Source organism: Saprospira sp. CCB-QB6 (assembly GCF_028464065.1).
In the GTDB taxonomy this organism is placed as follows: Bacteria; Bacteroidota; Bacteroidia; order Chitinophagales; family Saprospiraceae; genus Saprospira.
In genome coordinates, this window is sequence record NZ_CP116808.1 from 647,135 (window position 1) to 661,247 (window position 14,113).

15 protein-coding genes are annotated in these 14,113 nt (G+C 46.5%); 2 read left to right on the top strand and 13 right to left on the bottom strand.

Features of this window, described 5'->3' with window-relative positions:
• Positions 1 to 9: 9 nt before the first annotated feature.
• The 8 genes from PPO43_RS02520 to PPO43_RS02555 all read right to left on the bottom strand — a co-directional run bounded on the left by PPO43_RS02520 (position 10) and on the right by PPO43_RS02555 (position 5,881).
• On the bottom strand, positions 10 to 450 hold the full coding sequence (locus PPO43_RS02520; protein ID WP_272620222.1) for a MarR family winged helix-turn-helix transcriptional regulator: 441 nt from the start codon (positions 448 to 450) through the stop codon (positions 10 to 12).
• A 73-nt stretch (positions 451 to 523) separates the two neighbouring features.
• On the bottom strand, positions 524 to 937 hold the full coding sequence (locus tag PPO43_RS02525; RefSeq protein ID WP_272620223.1) for an organic hydroperoxide resistance protein: 414 nt from the start codon (positions 935 to 937) through the stop codon (positions 524 to 526).
• Positions 938 to 1,239: 302 nt separating this feature from the next.
• Entirely contained in the window at positions 1,240 to 1,875 is a 636-nt protein-coding gene (locus PPO43_RS02530) for a hypothetical protein (RefSeq protein ID WP_272620224.1), read from the bottom strand.
• A gap of 146 nt (positions 1,876 to 2,021) precedes the next feature.
• Positions 2,022 to 2,231, bottom strand: coding sequence for a hypothetical protein (locus PPO43_RS02535; RefSeq protein ID WP_272620225.1), 210 nt, complete (start codon positions 2,229 to 2,231; stop codon positions 2,022 to 2,024).
• Between the two features lie 253 nt (positions 2,232 to 2,484).
• Positions 2,485 to 3,294: a DUF7847 domain-containing protein gene (locus PPO43_RS02540; RefSeq protein ID WP_272620226.1), complete on the bottom strand. Its 810-nt coding sequence runs from the start codon at positions 3,292 to 3,294 to the stop codon at positions 2,485 to 2,487.
• A gap of 21 nt (positions 3,295 to 3,315) precedes the next feature.
• The gene (locus PPO43_RS02545; RefSeq protein ID WP_272620227.1) at positions 3,316 to 3,807 is read right to left on the bottom strand and encodes an FKBP-type peptidyl-prolyl cis-trans isomerase; all 492 of its coding nucleotides are present in this window, start codon (positions 3,805 to 3,807) and stop codon (positions 3,316 to 3,318) included.
• On the bottom strand, positions 3,761 to 4,573 hold the full coding sequence (locus PPO43_RS02550) for a hypothetical protein (RefSeq protein WP_272620228.1): 813 nt from the start codon (positions 4,571 to 4,573) through the stop codon (positions 3,761 to 3,763). The genes PPO43_RS02545 and PPO43_RS02550 overlap by 47 nt, the downstream gene beginning before the upstream one ends.
• A 12-nt stretch (positions 4,574 to 4,585) precedes the next feature.
• Complete coding sequence (locus PPO43_RS02555; protein WP_272620229.1) at positions 4,586 to 5,881, bottom strand: adenosine deaminase family protein; 1,296 nt, start codon at positions 5,879 to 5,881, stop codon at positions 4,586 to 4,588.
• 289 nt (positions 5,882 to 6,170) lie between these two features.
• On the opposite strand from PPO43_RS02555, the gene PPO43_RS02560 reads away from it, so the two are divergent.
• Positions 6,171 to 6,689, top strand: a complete 519-nt coding sequence (locus PPO43_RS02560) for an acyl-CoA thioesterase (protein ID WP_272620230.1) — start codon at positions 6,171 to 6,173, stop codon at positions 6,687 to 6,689.
• 372 nt (positions 6,690 to 7,061) lie between these two features.
• On the opposite strand, the gene lptE is transcribed toward PPO43_RS02560, so the two are convergent.
• Positions 7,062 to 7,562 (bottom strand): LPS assembly lipoprotein LptE, encoded by a 501-nt coding sequence (gene lptE, locus PPO43_RS02565; RefSeq protein WP_272620231.1) that lies wholly within the window; start codon positions 7,560 to 7,562, stop codon positions 7,062 to 7,064.
• 98 nt (positions 7,563 to 7,660) lie between these two features.
• On the opposite strand from lptE, the gene PPO43_RS02570 reads away from it, so the two are divergent.
• Positions 7,661 to 9,106: an NADP-dependent isocitrate dehydrogenase gene (locus tag PPO43_RS02570; protein WP_272620232.1), complete on the top strand. Its 1,446-nt coding sequence runs from the start codon at positions 7,661 to 7,663 to the stop codon at positions 9,104 to 9,106.
• Positions 9,107 to 9,197: 91 nt separating this feature from the next.
• Here PPO43_RS02570 and PPO43_RS02575 read toward each other — a convergent pair whose 3' ends face one another.
• The 4 genes from PPO43_RS02575 to mnmG form a co-directional block, all read right to left on the bottom strand.
• Positions 9,198 to 10,181, bottom strand: a complete 984-nt coding sequence (locus PPO43_RS02575; protein WP_272620233.1) for a cytochrome-c peroxidase — start codon at positions 10,179 to 10,181, stop codon at positions 9,198 to 9,200.
• A gap of 218 nt (positions 10,182 to 10,399) precedes the next feature.
• Complete coding sequence (locus PPO43_RS02580; RefSeq protein WP_272620234.1) at positions 10,400 to 11,074, bottom strand: class I SAM-dependent methyltransferase; 675 nt, start codon at positions 11,072 to 11,074, stop codon at positions 10,400 to 10,402.
• A 212-nt stretch (positions 11,075 to 11,286) separates the two neighbouring features.
• Positions 11,287 to 12,213 (bottom strand): cation diffusion facilitator family transporter, encoded by a 927-nt coding sequence (locus PPO43_RS02585; protein ID WP_272620235.1) that lies wholly within the window; start codon positions 12,211 to 12,213, stop codon positions 11,287 to 11,289.
• A gap of 12 nt (positions 12,214 to 12,225) precedes the next feature.
• Positions 12,226 to 14,091, bottom strand: a complete 1,866-nt coding sequence (gene mnmG, locus PPO43_RS02590) for a tRNA uridine-5-carboxymethylaminomethyl(34) synthesis enzyme MnmG (RefSeq protein WP_272620236.1) — start codon at positions 14,089 to 14,091, stop codon at positions 12,226 to 12,228.
• Positions 14,092 to 14,113 lie beyond the last annotated feature (22 nt).

The following is a 14,113-nucleotide window of genomic DNA, read 5'->3' on the forward strand; positions in this document are numbered from 1 at the left end:
CTTATCGAACTAGCTCAATTGTTCGATCAGCAACTCTAGGCCTTTTTTGAGTTCATGCAGGTCTTCTAGCTGCAATTCACTTTTTTCTAGGCCCGCAATCAATTGAGTAGGCACTTTTTGGCCCTCCTCTTTGAGCGCTTGCCCTTTGTCTGTCAAATGAATACGCCAAACTCGCTCATCTTGAGGGTCTTTTTGGCGCTGTAACCAGCCCTCTTTTTCCATCCGCTTTATCAAGGGGGTGATGGTGTTGCTATTGAGCAAAAGGCGCTCTCGCAAATCCTTCATGCTACGGCCATCCTCCTCCCAAAGGAGCAAAAAGACCAAATATTGCGGATAACTAATGCCCAAAGGGGCCAACAAAGGCTGATAAGCCCGAATAATCAGGCGCGAAGCCGCATAAACCGGAAAACAAAACTGCTGGTCGAGCCGTAAAGCTGTCTTTTCGTCCATAAGTACAGATTTAAACAAAAAAAGAGAGGACCAAAGATAGCCCTCTCCCTACAAAGAATTAAAATTCTTGCCCCTAATCTGCTAAGCTGATGCTGCAATCTACATTCCCTCGAATGGCTCTAGAGTAAGGACAAACGGCATGGGCAGCCTCTAAAAGCGCCTGAGCTTGGGCTTTTTCTACGCCCTCAATTTTGGCCTCAATCGCCACTTTGAGGTCAAAACCGCCCTCCTGATTCTTAATCAAACCCACTTCCGTTCTGATTTCAGAAGTAATCTTGAGCTTTTGGGTTCGTGCCACCAAATTGAGCGCACTATCAAAACAAGCCGCATAACCGGCCGCAAATAATTGCTCAGGGTTGGTGTGTTCGTCATTGGCCCCACCCAAAGCCTTGGGCATGCGTACCGATACGCTCAAAACGCCATCTTCTGTGGCTACTTCTCCATTTCGGCCACCTTTGGCCTTGGCTGCTGTGCTGTAAATAAGCATAATTATGTTGGTTTTTGGTGATTTTTAATGTCGCTTACGATACAAATATAATCTAGACTTTTGTATCGCAGGCGATATTTGTATACTTTAAGTTTTTAGTAACATTTTGGGGCCTCCTGCCTAGGGCAGGCGCTACGTTTCGGGGCTCGCTGATCGCTCGGCCCTGCGGCGCAAAGCGCCTTGGTCTGCGGCTACGCCGCCCCCCTTCACATCGCTAGGCCAGGCGGCTGCGCCGCCTCTAGACGCAGAACGCCCGCTGCTTGGGGCAGCGGGCGCTTTTGGACCAAATTGCTTGATCTTCCTTAATCGTCTAGTTCTTCGGTATCTTTTTGTTTGCCTTTTCCTTTGCCTTTATTTGGCCGCTCTTCTATAGGCAGTTGACCCAAAGCTTTTTTGGTATTGATAATATCGCTTTCTAGGGTTTGGGCAAAGCGCTCAAATCCTTTGATGGCTTTATCCATTTTTTCGGCGTCCAGATTGGCTCCAAATTGTGCTTGAGGAAGTTTTTCGTTTAGGCGTCTTTGTTGGTGATAGACTTTTTTTGGTCCTTGCATCTTGTGGGCTTTCTGATGGCCTTTACCTTTTTTGTGGCCCTTGCCTTTGCCCTTTCCTTTACCTTTGCCCTTATGGCCCTCCCCTTTTTCGGGCCGCTCTTTAATTTTGATTCCTGCTTCGTTAATACGATTTTGGGTTTGCCCAAATTCACGAGCCACATCTTGAAGCAAAAGATTTTTTTGACGTTCGGCCCCAGCATAATCTTTAGCCGAATAAGCTGACTTAAGGGCATTTAGGCGAACTTGATAATCAGCTAACTCTTGTTGATCTCGGTTGAGATCGGCTTGAGTCACTTTCAATTTTTTTACTGCATTTTGGGCTTCTGCTTGAGTGGTTAAAGCCAAGGCCATTAGGGCCATTCCCCATATTTTGATCATTTTCATAGCGAGTCTGTTTTTAGTAAAAGATCTTGAGTTCGCTTAGGCTAAGGCAAAGTTTGCGCCCAAATGAAAAAAGCGCTCATTTTTTTGGAAAAAAATGAGCGCTTGATTGGAAAACAGAGCACAAATCAGCAGTCAATACAAAGCTGCTAATCAGCACATTCTATACGGCAATTACAGCGTCCTATATAATAGCTGGAATAGCTATAATCAGTAAATCCATTTTCACATGTTTCGGCCACTTCACGACATTTCTTGCGATTGTAGTTGTCTGTAATTGCATGAGTAGCCATAGTAACCATAGCTACACCTAAGACGGCCAGCATTATTTTTTGATAAAAAATAGGGCTAAGTTTCATACACACTGATTTTGTTATTTGTTAAACGTTCAAGGCAATAAACAACCTTCTGGCTGAGGGATGGCAGTGGGTGGCCGAAGGCCAGACCCAGCAGGCGAAGCCTGCGCAGGGCCGAGCGAGCAGCGAGCCCCGACACAGCCCGACCCGCCCGATCATTCATGAGGGTTTTCACCCTCATTTTGTATAGCTTCGCAAAGCGATACCGCTTTGCGCTGGCTTTCAAGCCCGCGGAAGGGGCAGCCCCAAAAAAATATTATTCTATAATAAAATGGTCGCTTAGATCTCCAGCGTCTTCTATTTCTTCTTCTTGGCCAAATTTGAGGGCATCGGCTAAGATGACATATTGGGCCAGCATAACAACGGGTATGGCCACCAACAAGCCGACTAACAAGGCGATAGCGGCGAAAAATAGCAAGAGCAAAGAGATAAAGGCATAAAAAAACCAGCTCAGAAAATTCCCTTTCATTAGTTTCAGACTTGCTTTCAGTGCCTCTACTGGTCCTAAATTAGAGAAAGTGACAATAGGCAGCGCCAAAGAGGTTGCGGCATAGGTTAAAAAGCAACCAACTCCCCCTAAAAATAAGAGACTGAAACTAATAATGCCAAAAGAAGACTGGCCAATGCTAGAGCTAATCATATTAGATAGAGAATCAAACTCACTATTTTGATCAATGATCAAAACAATTATCATCGGCAAAAAGGGAATGACAACCAATATGCAAATTAAAAAATAGGTTAATGTGAGTTTAAGCAGCTTGGGGCCAGCCAGAAAGAAATCGCTAAACTTCGGTTCTTCTTTTCGATAAATTTTATCGGCCATATAATAATAGCCCGCAACAAAAAAAGCATTAACAAAAAGGTTTAGTATATCTGATAAGATCTCAAAAGTCAGCTGGCCAATAATGGCAAGCAGAAACTTAGCTAGCCCCCATAATAAGGTATAGCCAATAAAATAAAAAAAGTAATCGCGCAGGAGTTCATAGCCTTTGTTGAGTACATCGCCAGCGGAGAAGCGATAATTGTTCTGCACCGCCTGTTCTAAGCGGCGCTCAAAGTTGTTCATTGATTTAGAGTTTAGAAAAATTTAGAAATGTACATGCACCTCTTCCAGAGAAAGCTCAAAAGAGAGAATACTGTGCCCAGGAATATCCGGGGCTAGGCCCTGCTCGCCATAAGCTAGGCGAGAGGGCAAAATAAATACAGCTTGGCTGCCCACATACATCTTTTGGCTAGCGAGCTGAAAGCCGGGGATAGTCCCCGAAAGAGGCAGCATATCGGCCGAGCTGCTATCAAAGCTGTTGTAAAAAGTGGCCCCTTGCCAGATTTGGCCCTTATAGCGCAGCTCTAGCGTAGAAGAAATATCGGGCTGATCTTTAAGGGTATCTGGCTCTTGCAAAAAGTAGAGGAAATAACCCGCTTCAGGATCTTCATAATAGTCGATTCCCGCTTGCTCTAAAAAGCTTCTGATTTCATTCCGCTCATTGATCCAGCGTTCTTCGCTGGCCTTTTCGCAACTGCCTAAAACTAGGCTAGTGGCTAACAAAATGATCCCTAAGATCTTGTTCCTGATCATCATCTTCTTGAAGTTTGAAGATATCCGCAAATACGATATAAGTACTGACTAAACTGACGGGAATAGACACTAACATGCCCACAAAAAGCAGCAGAGCACCAAGTAGGTTAATCCCTAAAATGACAAAAAAGAAGCCGACAAAAGTAAAGAACTTTTGCTGGACCAATTTGCGGCTAGCCTCTAAAGAGCCCCAAACACTAAAGTCAGATAGAACCACCGTAACTTGCCCCAAAGAATAGGCGACACTCAAGAAAAGAGTAATCGCAAAACCAATAGCAAAAAGGATAATGGACAGGCTACTCACTACAGGCATATAAAACTCTCCCTCTTGGGCCATTTCCTGCATCAATATAATCTCCTCCACAATATTATCTTGCAGAAATAGAGAAGCAATGGCAGGGAGTAGAGGCAAATAAACGAGTATCCCCAACAAAACCTGAAAACCAATGAGTTTGCCAGCCTTTTGGTGGCCTTGCATAAAGGTATTGAAAGAGATGGCCTCGCCTTTTTGAGCGCTATGGGCGGCATAAAAGAAGCCCGGTATCCAAAGGGCCGATAAAATCGTTGATATAACATTATTTAAACCTGGCGAAATAGCCTGAGCTAAACTAGAAGCTATTCCACTGACGACAAGATAAATTAACGTAAAGCCTATAAAAAAGCCCATTTGAGATTTCACAATCTCATAAGCGCGGCCAACAACTTCGGTGGGCGAAAAATCATAGCCCTGCTCTAGGGCTTGCCTCAGACGATCTTCAAAATTGATCATTAGATTTAATTTTTATTGGTTAATGGGGTTAATTTTACGGCTTTCAAAAGACAAAAATGCCTTTTTTAGTTCCTGCTCCAAATTTTCTTTTTCTCTTTGAGGCAAAAAACTATATCGAATACTATTAAAGGAGAGCTGTTTAAAGTCCTCATAGCCCAATTGACTGTTTTGGGCCAAAAGGCAATACTCCTGACTCAGGCTAGTGGCCAAAAGGGCCGGATCATCGCTAGCGAGCACAATAGGTACTTCAGCCGCTAAATAAGTAGAAAAAGGATGTTGATCTGGAGACAGCCCCAAGATAAAGGCATTGCTACTCAGTAATAACTCTAAGGGAATAGCTCGCTCTTTCATCATTTCTAAACAAGTGGCTGAATGCTCTTCTAAAGCTAAGCCCACCCCATGCCCAATGCGCTGCGCCCCAATTTGGATCGCTTGCTCAATGGGATTTTGGTAAGGGCGGCCCGCCAAAATATCGGACCTTAACTCTCCAGCATGTAGGGCCAAAGAAACGGCTGGAAATAATTGTTTGAGGTAGCGAATTGCCTGCATCTGCCCCTCAAATTCTGCCTGAGAGAGCTCGGCATGTTCTGGCCCCACTAAATTGACGCCCAAAACCCAATCCGATTCCTGAGCCAACTGAAAAGCCAGATACAACTGGGCAAATACCATGGGCAAGGGATAGGTCCGTACCGCATACCACTGTAGCCCAAGCTGGGCCTTTGGCCCCGCTAAAGCCTGATATTCCGCTTTCCAAGTGGCTATTTCGGCCAATACTTCTTGGATTAAATCCCCTACTCCATAGTTGATTAGGCTTTGGCTCCAGCCCTCAAAGTCAGGCTGATTATATTCCCAGTCGTCGGTCCAGCTCCATAACTTTTGACGGGCAGCTGGGGCCTCAATTAAGGTTTCTACATAAAGGATATTCTCCGCTGCGGCCTGCTGGGCAATTTGGCCCAACCAATAGCCTTCTTGGCCCTGAAAGATGGGGGCAATTTTACCAAAGAAATCAAAAAATTGCTGAGCATGTTGTTCAGGCGCCGCCCCTGTTACTGACCAGTTCGCTAGCATTTCGCTTTTATCGTAACTATACAAAGGCAAAAAGCCAGGTTGAGCAATAGTCGATAACTGCCCCTCTGCATTGGCCCAAAAGCATTCTCCCTTAGCCCAAATGGCCTCGGGCAAAAGTGCCCCCAAAGCATGATGATGGATATCCCCCCCTTTGGGAAAAGCCTCAAAAAAGGCTTGCAAGGCCTTTGCCGAGCTGCGAATGGAAGCAAAGTATTGAGCGGTGGTGGACTGGCTGGTCATGCTTTATATTTAGTTGATTTAACCCTAGCTTAAGTTCGATTTGGCCCAAAATAATGAAAAAGCGTTTACCTTTGCCCCATATTTTAGCGATAGTCCGAGATTTTATTGCCGCGTACAGGCGGCTTCGCCGCCGCAGGCCTAGGGACTTGTAAGGGGGGCCGCAGGCCCGACCGAGCTGCTTTAGCAGCGAAGGGCCGAGCAGACCTGCGAGCCCTGAAAAGGCCCGCAGCAGCTTGCTGCTGAGGCTCCCCCTCCTAAAATAGCATTTCAAAACTCTTTAGATTCTAGCATGAAAGCAAAAAAAGTAGCCGACTCGAAAACGGTCATGACCGAAATGATTATGCCCAACGACACCAACCCTATCCATAACCTAATGGGCGGCAACCTAATGCGATGGATGGACGTGGCCGCTGGCATCTGCGCCGGCCGACATTGCGAAAGCTATGTAGTCACTGTTTCTGTAGACCATGTTTCTTTCCAAAAACCTATTCCACTAGGCGATGTGATTACACTACAATGTAGCGTTACTCGCGCCTTTTCAACCTCCGTCGAGGTCTATGTCGAGGTCTTTTCTGCCGATATCAAAGGCGGAAATACCCGCCGCTGCAATGATGCCTATTTTACCTTTGTGGCCGTTGATGACGAAAGCAAACGCCCTCGAGAGGTCCCACAGGTACTGCCCCTAACCGCCGAACAAGAAAAACGCTATGAGGAGGCCCTCCACCGCCGCCAAATGCGCCTTCTTTTGGCCGGCAGAATCAAAGCCGATGAAGCAAACGAATTGCGCCAATTCCTTTTTGAGGAATAAACTTTAGCAAAAGACGAAGCCAGTTACCGATCAAGTAACTGGCTTATTTATGGGGCTGCCCCTCGCTTCGCTCGGGTCGGGCTGTGCGTGGGCTCGCTGCTCGCTCGGCCCTGCGCAGGCTTCGCCTGCTGGGTCTGGCCTTCGGCCACCCACTACCATCCCTCAGCCAGATTTAATCGCGCTGCTTTGGCCATGGTTTGCTATGAATTTTCTGCTAGGCCAGCTATTTTTTAAGGGCATAGCCTTCGCTATGGCCGAGAAAAATAGGGACGACTAGCCGGAAATTGCTGCAAACTATAAAAGCGAGTGCGTTTAAATCTGGCTATGGCCATTGGCCCTTCGGGCCTGCAAAACCGTTTATTGGACCAAGAATTACCAGTTCCCAAAAGCCTTATTAAATACATCTTCAATAACTTGGGCGTAAATCTCTTCCACCAACTGGCTCTCCACCGAAGAGATATCCACATCAGCCGAGAAATCTGAAAAGCGGCTAAAACTCTGCTCCCAGTTCTTCTCCTTGTCTGTATTATCCCTAAACTGAATATTCAGCTTGATCGTCAAGCGCTGCAAACTAACAGTAGCCCCAGGCTGAGGCGCAATAGGACTAACCTCATAGTTCGTTACCGCTCCCGAAAACTGTATATCCCCCTTATTGGCATTAAAGACCAAACGTGTATCATTCATGATCCGCTCCTTAATCTGCTCCGAGAACTGTTGGCCCAAGGTGGGCGGTGCATTGCCCGCCGTTGTTTCAAATTGCTGAATGGAAAATGTCTTTACGTCTTGACTAATGTCCCAATCATTAAAACGAATCGTGCAACTGCTCACAAAAACTAAAGATAAAACGGATAAGAGCGCCCAAAACCTTGGCATATTATGATTTTTAAACTAAATTGCGAAATCTATATATAGAGCAATACTACCAATAACTTATTGGATAATTACTTCACGCAAAAATAAGAAAAACCTGCATGAAAAAGATCGCAGTGGCTTACGGAGACGGTATTGGACCGGAAATTATGGAGGCCGTACTTAAAATTATGAAAGCAGCTGGTGCTGAATTGGAATATGAAACGGTAAAAATTGGTAAAGAGGTTTATCTCTCTGGCCAAGAGTCTGGCATTGATCCCTCTGCTTGGGAGACTTTCCGCGAGACTGGCGTTTTCCTCAAAAGCCCCATTACTACTCCCCAAGGAGGCGGGTACAAAAGCCTAAACGTAACCATTCGCAAAACTTTGGGCCTTTTCGCCAATGTACGCCCCGTTAAGGCTTATACGCCTTATGTACATAGCCACTTCCCCACTATGGATGTTGTGGTTATCCGTGAAAACGAAGAAGATCTTTATGCAGGGATTGAGCACCGCCAAACCTCTGAGGTTTTCCAATGCCTCAAGTTGCTTTCTCGCCCCGGTAGCGAAGCCATCATCCGCTACGCTTTTGAATATGCCAAAGCCAACAACCGCAAGAAGGTGACTTGTATGTCTAAGGACAACATCATGAAGATGAGCGACGGTATGTTCCACCAAATCTTTAATGAAGTAGCTAAAGAATATCCCGAAATCGAAGCCGATCACTGGATTATTGATATCGGATCTGCTCTTTTGGCCGATCAACCCGAACGTTTTGATGTAGTCGTTACTCTTAACCTCTATGGCGATATCATTTCTGATATCACTGCTCAAGTAGCTGGCTCTGTTGGACTCGGTGGTTCTTCTAATGTAGGCGAAACTTTCGCTATGTTCGAAGCCATCCACGGTTCTGCTCCCGATATCGCAGGCAAAGACATCGCTAACCCCTCTGGGTTGCTCAATGGCGCTTGCATGATGTTGGTACACCTCGGCCAAGCCGAAGTAGCTGCTAAAATCCAAAACGCTTTGATGGTGACCCTCGAAGATGGTATCCACACTGGCGATATCTACACCGAAGGAAGCAGCAAAGAAAAAGTGGGCACTCAAGCCTTTGCCGATGCAATCATCGAACGCCTAGGCCGCGTACCAAGCCAACTCAAAGAGGTGACTTATGACGCTAATGCCAAACCCGTACAAGCTAAACGCCCCACTGTTAGCCGTGCGAAGAAAGAATTGGTAGGTATCGATGTATTTTTAGAATGGGCTGGCGAAAATGGCGAGCGTAACCCCAATACCTTGGGCCAAAAACTAGAAGCCTTAGCCCAAAATGGTCTCCGCCTCAAAGCCGTGACCAACCGTGGCCAAAAGGTTTATCCCAACGGTCGCCCAGAAACCTACTGTACAGACCACTGGCCTTGCCGCTTCATCAGCCAAGAAGGTGCCGCTAGCTACGAAAGCGTTTTGGGCCTCCTCCAACGCCTACATGCCGAAGGTTTTGATGTAGTAAAAACAGAAAACCTCTACAACTTTGACGATGAGCGGGCTTACTCGCTTTCTCAAGGAGAATAATAAAGCGATCATCCGCTAAAACAAAAAGGGCCAAGCAATTGCTTGGCCCTTTTTTATGGCACTAATTCTAATTTGTCACTAAGCATCTCTCCTAATCCTCTTTCTCTGCTAATAAATGTACAAATTGAGGGGCAGTTAAACTGCGCATAAAGGCTTCTAGATCATCCATCTCCTGCTCGGTCAAGCCCAAAGGTTCTCTCAATAGCGTGTCTCGACCTATAGCATGTGGACGAAAAGCATCAGGCCTGTTGTAGTACTCAATCACTTCACGCAGCGTCTTAAAGCTTCCATCATGCATATAAGGAGCCGTAACCGCTACATTGCGCAAACCTGGCACCTTAAATTTACCCAAATCATTGCTGTCTTTGGTCTCCGAGAAACGCCCAACATCATTAAATTGCTGCCCATTGTAGGTCCCAATGTTCTTAAACTCATCTCCCGTCATGTCTGGACCAAAATGACAGTCAAAGCATTTCCCCTTTACATTAAAGATCTCTATGCCTCGCATAGCCGAGGCCGAAATTGCCGAGCTATCCCCATCCGCAAACTGGTCATAAGCAGAACCCGTCTCTAAGGTTTCTTCATAAGCCGCTATGGCCAAACCCAAGTTTTCTTTGGTCAATCCTTCTTCTGGATAAAGGGCCGCAAAAGCCGCAGCATAATATTCGTCTGCCAATAAACGAGCAATAGCCGAATCTAAAGGCAAGTTCATCTCTACAGGGTTCTCTATCGGCCCAAGCGCCTGCTCGGCCAAAGTAGCCGCTCGCCCATCCCAAAAAAAGATGTCTCGAGAAAGCATATTCATCGCCGAAGGCGTATTCCGATCCCCTAAAGTCCCACCAACGCCCTTACTCAAAGCAGAAGTATCCGCAAAGGCATACTCTGGAATATGACAAGAAGCACAACTAATCGTCCGATCCAATGACAAAATGCTGTCAAAGAATAAACGCTCCCCCAACTCCGCTGCATTAGTGGGCAATGCTGGCGTTAATGGAATAGGCTGCACCTCTGGCGCTTTGGGCAAAAAGAAAAATAAGGCCACTAAGGCCAAAGAACTAAGGCTAAGTATTTTCATATCATCGGTGATTTTCTAAAACAAAGATAAGGCAAGAACCTACACTTTTAGGTGACTATTATCCCCTATCTATTTCACTATTCAATACAAAAATAAGGCTAAAAGGGCAGAGCAAAAAATCTAAGCCCTCCTTTAGAATTGGTCTAAAACCAATACTCGCTAAACTCCTCAAAAAAAGGTCCTTAGTAAGATTTACTAAGGACCTTTCTAGCTATTCATTAAGCTTGAAGATAAAGCGCACCCGCCTCTACATAAGCCAGATATTGTGCATAAGAAGGGAAGGAGGGCGAGGGTTGAAATTCCGCCTCTGTCTTGACCGTCGTTCTCCGAATGCGGCTCGCTTTGGCATTGGGGAAACCCGCTTTTTTCAAGGCCGCTACCCATTCCGCTTCCGACCAAATGACCATGGCCGTCGGTAAGTTCTCGGCCCAAACATGAGAAGCCTCATTCTCCGCAAAGAACTCAATCATGATGGCCAAACGACCCTCCGCTTTCAATACTCTGCGGATTTCAGCCAATCCCTGATTTGGATCCTCTAAATAATATAAAGCTTCTACCGAAAGTACATGGCTAAAGCTATCCTCGGCCCAAGGCAAGGCCTCAATGCTCCCCACTTGCAAATCTGCAGTAGGAACATTCTTTTTCGCCTCGGCAATCATTTTGTCCGATACATCCAAACCCGCCAATTGCTTTGCCCCCCAAGCCTGCGCCAAAGACAAAGCCCGTCCATTGCCACAACCTAGGTCCAAAACAGCCTCTACTTGCTCCCAATTCCAATCGGTTTTTAGCGGCTGCAACAAAGGATCATGCCCCAAAGCCATGCGCTCGCCACGTTCTGTGCCCGCCCAACTGTTAAATAATGTATTGACTTTCTGATGCTGTTCCGTTTTCATTTTTCGCTATTTTGCTGTTTGTTGTATAATTCTTTTGGGGCCTCAGCAGCTAAAGCTGCTGCGCTATGTTGCGCAGCTCGCAGTTCTGCTCGGCCCTGCGGCCAAAGCGCCTTGGTCTGCGGCTGCGCCGCCCTGCTCCACAGCGCTAGGCCCTGCGGCTTGCAGCCGCTATTGGCCTTCGCCCCTTCAGGGCTCAGTCGTTAATATGATGATTAACAGTCTGCCAAGCTACAAGCTACCCCATCTAACTCAAAAGCTAAGGTGGCATGGCTCACGCCCTTCTCTTTTAGGCCCGCTTCTAACCTGGCCTTAATCGGAGAAAGCTCTGCTAAACTCTGATAAGCTTGATCGACCACCAAATGCACCGAGAAGATATGAGATTGCCCATCGATGGTCCACAAATGCAAATCATGTAGGTCCAAAACAGCAGGCTCGGCCAACAAAAAGGCGCTAAGCTCATCTGTATCAATGCTTACTGGCGTAGCTTGCAAAAAGATTTCAAAGGTCTGCTTTAAGGTTTTTGATACATTATATAGTATATAAAGCGCCAAAGCTACCGACATCAATGGATCAAGCCAATACCACTCAAAAAAGTAGATGCCCAAAGAACCCACAAATACAATGACCCAGCCCATGACATCTTCTAATAAGTGTAAGCGCACGGCCTTTGCATTCAGTGAATCACTATCCTTTAAGCTAAAGACAGCCCAACCATTGACGAGTATACCCAAAACGGCAAAGCCCAACATCCCCAAACCATTGCTAGGTTCTGGCGCCATAAAGCGACCAATTGCCGCCCAAAGGATCCCAATAGAACCCAAAACCAAAATAGAAGCCGTAATCAAAGCCCCTAAAACAGAATAGCGCTTATGACCAAAACTATACTTTTTGGTCCGCCCCTTACTCGCATAGCGTTCTAGCCCCCAAGCAATGCCCAAAGCTAAACTATCGCCAAAATCGTGTAAAGCATCCGATAAAATGGCCACACTATTGGTCCAAAAACCACCAAACAACTCTAAAATCGCAAAGCTGATGTTAATCAGAAATGCACGGCCCATGTTTTCACTATCCCCATGATGATGGTGATGATGATGTCCATGACTACAGCCCGTATGATGCTCATGATGATGTCCTGACATACTAATAGATATTTATCGGCCCATATACACCAACAAAATAGAGATATCACTGGCCGACACCCCACTAATGCGGCTTGCTTGACCAATACTGCCCGGACGAATACGGCTCAGTTTCTCCTGCCCTTCTGCTGATAGGCCCTGGATGTTGTAATAATTAAAGTTTTCGGGTAGACGTACCGACTCTAAACGGTTCATTTTCTCTACCTGCTCTTCTTCTTTTTTAATGTAGCCCGCATATTTAGCCTTAATCTCACTGTACTCGACAAATTCTGCAGGATATTGGTCCAAGACCGCCTTGAGTTCTGGCAAATGCACCGCCAAATCAGTAGCGTTTACCTTGGGACGAAGCAATACCTTCATCAACTTAAGCGGTTGGCGCAAAGGCGCAGACCCTAAGCTATCCAGATAGCCATTGATGGCCTCTGGACGCACACTATAGGTCTCCATAAATTCACGGATATCTCGCTCAGCCGCTTCTTTGGCCCGAACTCTCTGCATGCGCTCCTCTACATCCATGCCCAAAGCCTGAGCAATTGGTGTAAGGCGAATATCTGCATTATCTTGACGGAGCAAGATGCGATATTCGGCCCGAGAAGTAAACATCCGATAGGGTTCATTGGTCCCCTTGTTAATCAAGTCATCAATCAATACCCCAATGTAGGCATCAGAGCGCTTGAGTACGAAAGGCTCTTCTTCACGGACCTTGCGGATGGCATTGATTCCCGCCATTAGCCCCTGACAAGCGGCCTCCTCATATCCTGTGGTCCCGTTAATTTGTCCAGCAAAATAAAGTCCATCTACCAGACGCGTCTCTAAGGTCTGTTTGAGCTGTGTAGGCTGAAAGAAATCGTACTCAATGGCATAGCCAGGGCGAAACATCTTCGCCTGCTCAAAACCAGGAATCAGGCGCATGGCCTTAAATTGTACATCTTCGGGCAAGGAGCTAGAGAAACCATTGAGGTAAATCTCGGCGGTATTCCAGCCCTCAGGCTCTACAAACAACTGATGTCGATCTCTTTCTGAAAAGCGGTTGATTTTATCCTCAATAGAAGGGCAATAGCGGGGACCTAGGCCCTGAATTCGACCATTAAACATGGGCGAGCGGCTAAAGCCTTCTTTCAAGCATTCGTGCACTTTCTTATTGGTATAACCAATATGACAGGGACGTTGTTCTTTGAGTTCTGGAGTATCTGTATAAGAAAACTTTCCCGCAGGCTGATCTCCTTCTTGAATCTCCAGAGCCGACCAATTGATGCTGCGAGCATCGATCCGAGGCGGGGTGCCTGTTTTCATACGGCTAGCTTCAAAGCCAAGCTCTACTAATTGTTCGGTAATGCCTTTAGCGGCTCGTTCTCCAGCACGGCCACCGCCCATTTGCTTTTCTCCGATATGGATAATGCCATTGAGGAAGGTCCCGTTGGTGAGGATAACCGATTTGGCGGGAATTTCTAGGCCCAAAGAGGTGCGAATTCCAACGGCCTTTTTGTCTTTGACCACAATTCCCGTGACCATTTCTTGCCAGAAGTCAATATTGGGATGAGCTTCTAGCATCAGGCGCCATTTTTCGGCAAAGCGCATACGATCGCTTTGGGCGCGGGGGCTCCACATAGCGGGGCCTTTTGAGCGGTTGAGCAGACGGAATTGGATCATGGTATGGTCCGTCACAATGCCTGAATAGCCGTTTAGCGCGTCGATTTCTCGAACGATTTGCCCTTTGGCCACCCCGCCCATAGCGGGATTACAAGACATTTTGGCAATGGTTTCCATATTCATGGTGGCCAACATGACTTTGGCCCCTAGGTTGGCTGCTGCTACGGCAGCTTCGCAGCCCGCATGGCCTGCACCAACAACAACGACATCATAAGTATCAAAAATCATAAGTTAGTTTCTTCTTTTAGTT